Annotated in this window: 5 protein-coding genes and 2 pseudogenes; 1 reads left to right on the top strand and 6 read right to left on the bottom strand. The window is 43.8% G+C overall.

Annotation, left to right across the window (positions count from 1 at the left end):
• The 3 genes and pseudogenes from B4K20_RS10115 to rluD all read right to left on the bottom strand — a co-directional run.
• Positions 1-232, bottom strand: a pseudogene (locus tag B4K20_RS10115) (glucans biosynthesis glucosyltransferase MdoH); the annotation flags it as partial.
• Complete coding sequence (locus B4K20_RS10110) at positions 232-1,731, bottom strand: glucan biosynthesis protein G (protein ID WP_289282788.1); 1,500 nt, start codon at positions 1,729-1,731, stop codon at positions 232-234. The pseudogene B4K20_RS10115 and the gene B4K20_RS10110, both read right to left, overlap by 1 nt.
• Positions 1,732-1,908: 177 nt before the next feature.
• Positions 1,909-2,877: a 23S rRNA pseudouridine(1911/1915/1917) synthase RluD gene (gene rluD / locus B4K20_RS10105; RefSeq protein WP_289282787.1), complete on the bottom strand. Its 969-nt coding sequence runs from the start codon at positions 2,875-2,877 to the stop codon at positions 1,909-1,911.
• 72 nt (positions 2,878-2,949) lie between these two features.
• On the opposite strand from rluD, the gene B4K20_RS10100 reads away from it, so the two are divergent.
• Positions 2,950-3,246: a c-type cytochrome gene (locus B4K20_RS10100; protein ID WP_286304064.1), complete on the top strand. Its 297-nt coding sequence runs from the start codon at positions 2,950-2,952 to the stop codon at positions 3,244-3,246.
• Here B4K20_RS10100 and mutM read toward each other — a convergent pair whose 3' ends face one another.
• The 3 genes and pseudogenes from mutM to B4K20_RS10085 all read right to left on the bottom strand — a co-directional run.
• Positions 3,247-4,065 (bottom strand): bifunctional DNA-formamidopyrimidine glycosylase/DNA-(apurinic or apyrimidinic site) lyase, encoded by an 819-nt coding sequence (gene mutM / locus B4K20_RS10095; RefSeq protein WP_289282786.1) that lies wholly within the window; start codon positions 4,063-4,065, stop codon positions 3,247-3,249.
• Between the two features lie 2 nt (positions 4,066-4,067).
• A complete protein-coding gene (locus B4K20_RS10090) occupies positions 4,068-4,952 on the bottom strand; it encodes a DUF4340 domain-containing protein (protein WP_289282785.1) in 885 nt (294 codons plus the stop codon).
• Positions 4,949-5,180, bottom strand: a pseudogene (locus B4K20_RS10085) (mucin 2); the annotation flags it as partial. The gene B4K20_RS10090 and the pseudogene B4K20_RS10085, both read right to left, overlap by 4 nt.

Here is a 5,180-nt window from a genome sequence, read left to right as displayed (position 1 = left end):
ATACCCACTGTAATGAGGTAATGCTGTTGGTACTGAGGACACCATGCATCTCTCTAATCCCATAGACCGAAAGGCCAACTGTCACCAGCAAAATAAACAAGCGTGACAAGACGGTGCTAAAGGATGTGAAAAAGGGGATGGAATGTTGGCGTAACGCCTGACCAGGCTCGTTAACACGATGCCTTGGCATATCTAGTGGTGCGCGTTCCGGTAAAACTTTGTGTGCTTTCATTACTCGCCTGCAAATAGACTAGGTTTAATCCAACGGTAAAGCCATGTTTCACTGATAGGTGTGTCTTTATTCATCAACTGCAAACGTAACTCTGCCACATCAGCATCTTCAGGTTGGAATCGAAGAAATACGCGAGCACCATCAATGCTTGGATTTGCAATCAATTTAGTTGCAATGATTTTGCCGTGATTACTGGAGGCATTCATACTGATGGTATTCAATTGATTCACATCAATACGACTAAAATCGATGATCATTTCTCTGCTGCCATCTTCAAATAGTTTTCCTTTAGCACTACGGACAATCTTTGTTTTTGATGGCATTGGGTTAATATCATTTAGCCAGATCAAGCGATAGTTATAGCTGAAGGTCTGACCTTTCTTTAATCCACCTTCCGGTCGCCAATAAGCGACGATATTGTCATTGGTATCAGCATTTGACGGTATCTCAAACAATTGAACCTGGCCCTTACCCCAGTCTTCAATAGGTTCTACCCATAAAGAAGGACGAAGCTCGTAGTGAGCCTCTAAGTCTTGATAGTTCACAAATTGTCTATCACGTTGGATAAGCCCAAATCCCTTGGTATGCTCATCCATGAATCCGCTTATTTGTAGTGAATTGGGATTATTCAAAGGCCGCCATAGATGTTCACCATTGCCTGTTTTTATGGCCAGAGCCTGTGAATTATGTACCTGTGGTCGATAGTCAGTGGATTTTGCAGGCACCATACTGCCATGCAAAAACATAGACGTTAACGGGGCGAGACCGATGTGAGGAATATCGACGCGTGGAAATAGGGTGACTTTAACATCCATTCGAGTTGGGTCATTAGGATAAATACCGAATCGATATGCTCCGGTCACACTTTTACTATCGAGAAGGGCATGGACAACAATGGCTGTTTGGTCTTTTCCCGGACGTTCTATCCAGAAATGAGTGAACGTGGGATGTTCTTCACCTTTTGGTTCGGCCACATCAATAGCCAACCCTCTGGCCGAAATACCGTATAACTGACCTTTGGATACCGCCCGAAAATAGCTGGCTCCTTGAAAAATGATGAATTCATTCTTTTCCTGCCCCTTACTAAGAGGATAGTGAAGCCGGAATCCAGCATATTTACCTACTTGAGCAAGCGCGTTGGCAATCTCAGGATTAGGGACCTTGAATGATGACTCGGTAACATTAATAGGAACACTTTTTCCACTTTCGACAATATCGATATCGACCAGGTTTTTATACAAGAAACCTGGAGCAAAAAGCTGGATGGAGAATGGGGTTGGACTGTTACCCCAGATAGCTGATTGTTGCTGAAACCGGATTTTTTGGTAAGTTTCAGCATCCAGTCGTGTGAGTGATATTGGCGCTTGTGTGGGGATTTTGAATGGTTTCTGAGCACGTTTTTTAGCTAAATCCAATACGGTCTGGTGACTGAAGGTCACCTCTTTTTTATCTTGTGGAGAAGCAATGACGCTTAAGCTCAGTAGTAACAGAAAAGGCATGCTTCCAGCTTTGAGCCAAGCCGATAAAAATGAACATCGATGATTAACAGTCATCACGCTGTATCTTCTCCTTGATTAGATAATCTGAAATACTTTTGGCGCATTAACTGATAAATGTAATGTACGCATGACGGATCTTTATTGTCCATGCCACAGCGTTCAATGCAATGTCACAGGTTAAAGTGAGTCAGTTATTTCTGCATCTGCTGCCAGCGCATCGACTAACTGTTGCATATCCTCAGGCAAATCGATTTGCCATGAGACTTCTTCGCCTGTTGTGGGATGCACAAAACCCAGCAAACCGGCATGTAAGGCTTGACGGCGGAAGTTATGAATAACCTCACGACACGTCTCGGTCATGCCTTTGGCTTGTTTTAAACGGCCGCCATAGACTGGGTCACCTAACAAAGGATGCCTGATGTGCGCCATATGCACGCGAATCTGATGCGTCCGTCCGGTTTCAAGCTTACATTTGATCAGAGTATGAGCCCGATAACGCTGCTCGACACGATAATGTGTGACGGAGGGTTTACCTGTCGAGCTTACGGCCATTCTTTTCCTATCAACGTTATGTCGACCGATAGCCTCATCAACAGTTCCACCCGCGGTCAAAACACCGCACGCTACAGCAAGGTATTCACGTTTAACTGTGCGTGCCTGCAGTTGCGATACCAGTGAGTTATGGGCTGTTAAGGTCTTGGCTATCATCAACAGACCCGTGGTGGCTTTATCGATACGATGAACAATCCCCGCACGTGGGATATTGGCTAATTGGGGAGCATGGGCTAATAAGGCATTGACGAGCGTGCCTTGGTGATTGCCTGCACCGGGATGAACGACCATGCCGGCAGGTTTGTTAATAATGATGACATCGTCATCTTCATAGATAATGTCGAGCGCGATGGACTCTGCCTTCCAGCTTTCATCCTGTACTTGTAGCTCAGTGCCTATGGTGACTTTTTCTCCGCCCTGAATGCTTTCTTTAGGTTTGAGAAGTTGCCCGTTAACGAGGACATCACCCGCTTTCAGCCATTTTGTCAGTTGACCACGAGAATATTCGGGAAACATTTTGGCTAAAGCCTGATCGATACGCATACCCATCAAGTTTTCCGGAATAATATCTTCTAGTTGAATTTTTTCTGACATATAGACTTAGCTGGTGATTAAACCAGTATTATAACGTAGGCTTATAGCTGACGTTGGAATATGGAGCTAAAAATGCGTTTTTCTCATTTTGTCATCGCTGGGGTGGTATTGCTTTTATCTCTGGTGGTTCACGCCGAGCCACGCAATGTCGCATTACTCGCCTCAGCGTGTGCAGCGTGTCATGGTACAAATGGTCATAGTCAGGGTGGAACGCCTAGCCTTGCCGGCCTTAATAAACATTACTTTATTCAACAAATGCTGGCATTTAAAAATGGTCAGCGTGATGGTACCGTTATGATGCAGCATGCAGCGGGCTATTCTGAGGAAGAAATACGCGCTTTGGCTCACTATTTTTCTAATCAAAAATGATCAACATGGCTGGCACTGACTACAGAAATAAGTGGCTCTTTGCGTCTGCTTAATAAGACTGATTGGGGTTTGGCAGCGTAAACAGGCTAAGCCTTCTCGTCCATATACATGAAGTTCTTGCGCAAAATAGCCTGGGTTTCCATCACTTTTTCTGAAATCGCGTAGGGTTGTTCCCCCGGCGAGTAGGGCTTTTTCCAAAACCTGCTTAATGGCCTCGACTAATCGAGATAGATTCTTTTTACTGACTTTTCCGGCAGGCGTACTTGGATGAATACCAGCCATAAACAGGGCTTCATTGGCGTATATATTACCTACACCTACTACGACTTCACCATTCATAATAAATGTTTTAATTGGGCTGGTCCGACCCTTAGCGCGTTGATGTAAGTAGTTGACATCAAACTGTTCTGATAGTGGCTCCGGACCTAGATGACTGATAAGCGCATGTTGCTCATAAGGCTCGTTCGTCCAGAGTATGGCGCCAAAACGGCGAGTGTCAGTAAATCTCAATACATAACCGTTATCAAAAAAGATATCGACATGATCATGTTTATTGATGTGGTCATCATTATCGAGTACGCGTAAACGTCCTGACATGCCCAAATGGATAATCAATGTGCCGTTGTCACAATGTAACAACAAGTACTTTGCCCGGCGCTCTATACTGTTTACCCGTTGATCTTTAACGATGGATTCCAATCCTTCTGGAATCGGCCAGCGTAATCCTCGGTGACGTACCACCATTTTTGTGATGGATTGATTCTCAATAAAGGGTTGAATACCACGTCGCGTGGTTTCTACTTCTGGCAGTTCAGGCATGTCTATTCGTTAGTTTGAGTGGGCGTATTAGGTAATAGCTGGGAGCTCATCGCCATAGGGAAAATATATTCTAAGCTTAAATCTTGATTGGTCAGAATAAGGTTATTGTCAGTGGTCTGCATGATCAATGAAACAGGCCGTTTTTGACCTTCCAGCCAAAGTGTAATTTGAGGACCAGGTTTTGCCATTAACTCGGCTGATGTGACTTTCCTGACCTGAGTTGCATAGGCAAATTGCCAGCTATCTATCAACACCTTTAACGCATCACTTGTTAAGTTTTTATCATCAGATTGCCATTGGCCATTTGAGAGAGTTAGTTGCAGCGGTTCTGGATTATTCAGAGAGCGGGGCAGTGTGAGTTTTTCAATGTTTTTATGTTCAGCAATAAGCCTGTTATCAATAAAGCTATCAGCACTCGCAGTTAATAAGGGCATAACATCATCATCGATAAGATAAATGATGTGTTGATAAAGCACATAACGACGTTTACTAATAGGCTCTACATCACCCAACGCAAAACTCTCATTGTTTAAGCTGACGATCACCGAGGGGGTATGGAGACCAAACTGAGCAAGCGACGAGATATCCATGGGCTGAAACTCACCATGAACGGGTGTTTTTAACAAGCTCAGAATGAGATTGATGCGGGTTTGACTGACAGGGGCAGGGTAAGGTGACATCAATCGCCAGGATGCATTATCGCGGATTAGCTTGATATCATTTTTTTGTCGTTGTTGGATATCAATGGTATTGATATCAGCAGGATTTAGTGATGTTAATAATTGGACTGAATGATCATTCTGCTGATTAGCGTTATGTTGAGAAAACCAGAATAAACCAACGACTAATAACAACAAAATAAAATTAGTGAAATAGCTGCTTTTCATCGACGTTTTCTCCGCCACCACAGAGTGAGTCCAACTGTAAGGAGAAGTAATGGCATAGCAAATAAAAAGCCAAAACCGATAATCATCGATTCCGTGTTGGATAAGGTCAGTTGTGTACCAACACTGGTTTTTATTGGAATCGTGATAAGACCATCGTCTTCTACTAACCAATTCAGAAGACCTAATCCCAAATCCAGATTGGCTGCGTTACCAATGTAGCTATTCGCG

The sequence above is a fragment of the Methylophaga sp. UBA5088 genome (assembly GCF_002414625.1).
GTDB lineage: Bacteria > Pseudomonadota > Gammaproteobacteria > Nitrosococcales > Methylophagaceae > Methylophaga > Methylophaga marina.
Note: the sequence above shows the minus strand (reverse complement) of the source record. Positions and strands in the feature narration are given on the sequence as shown.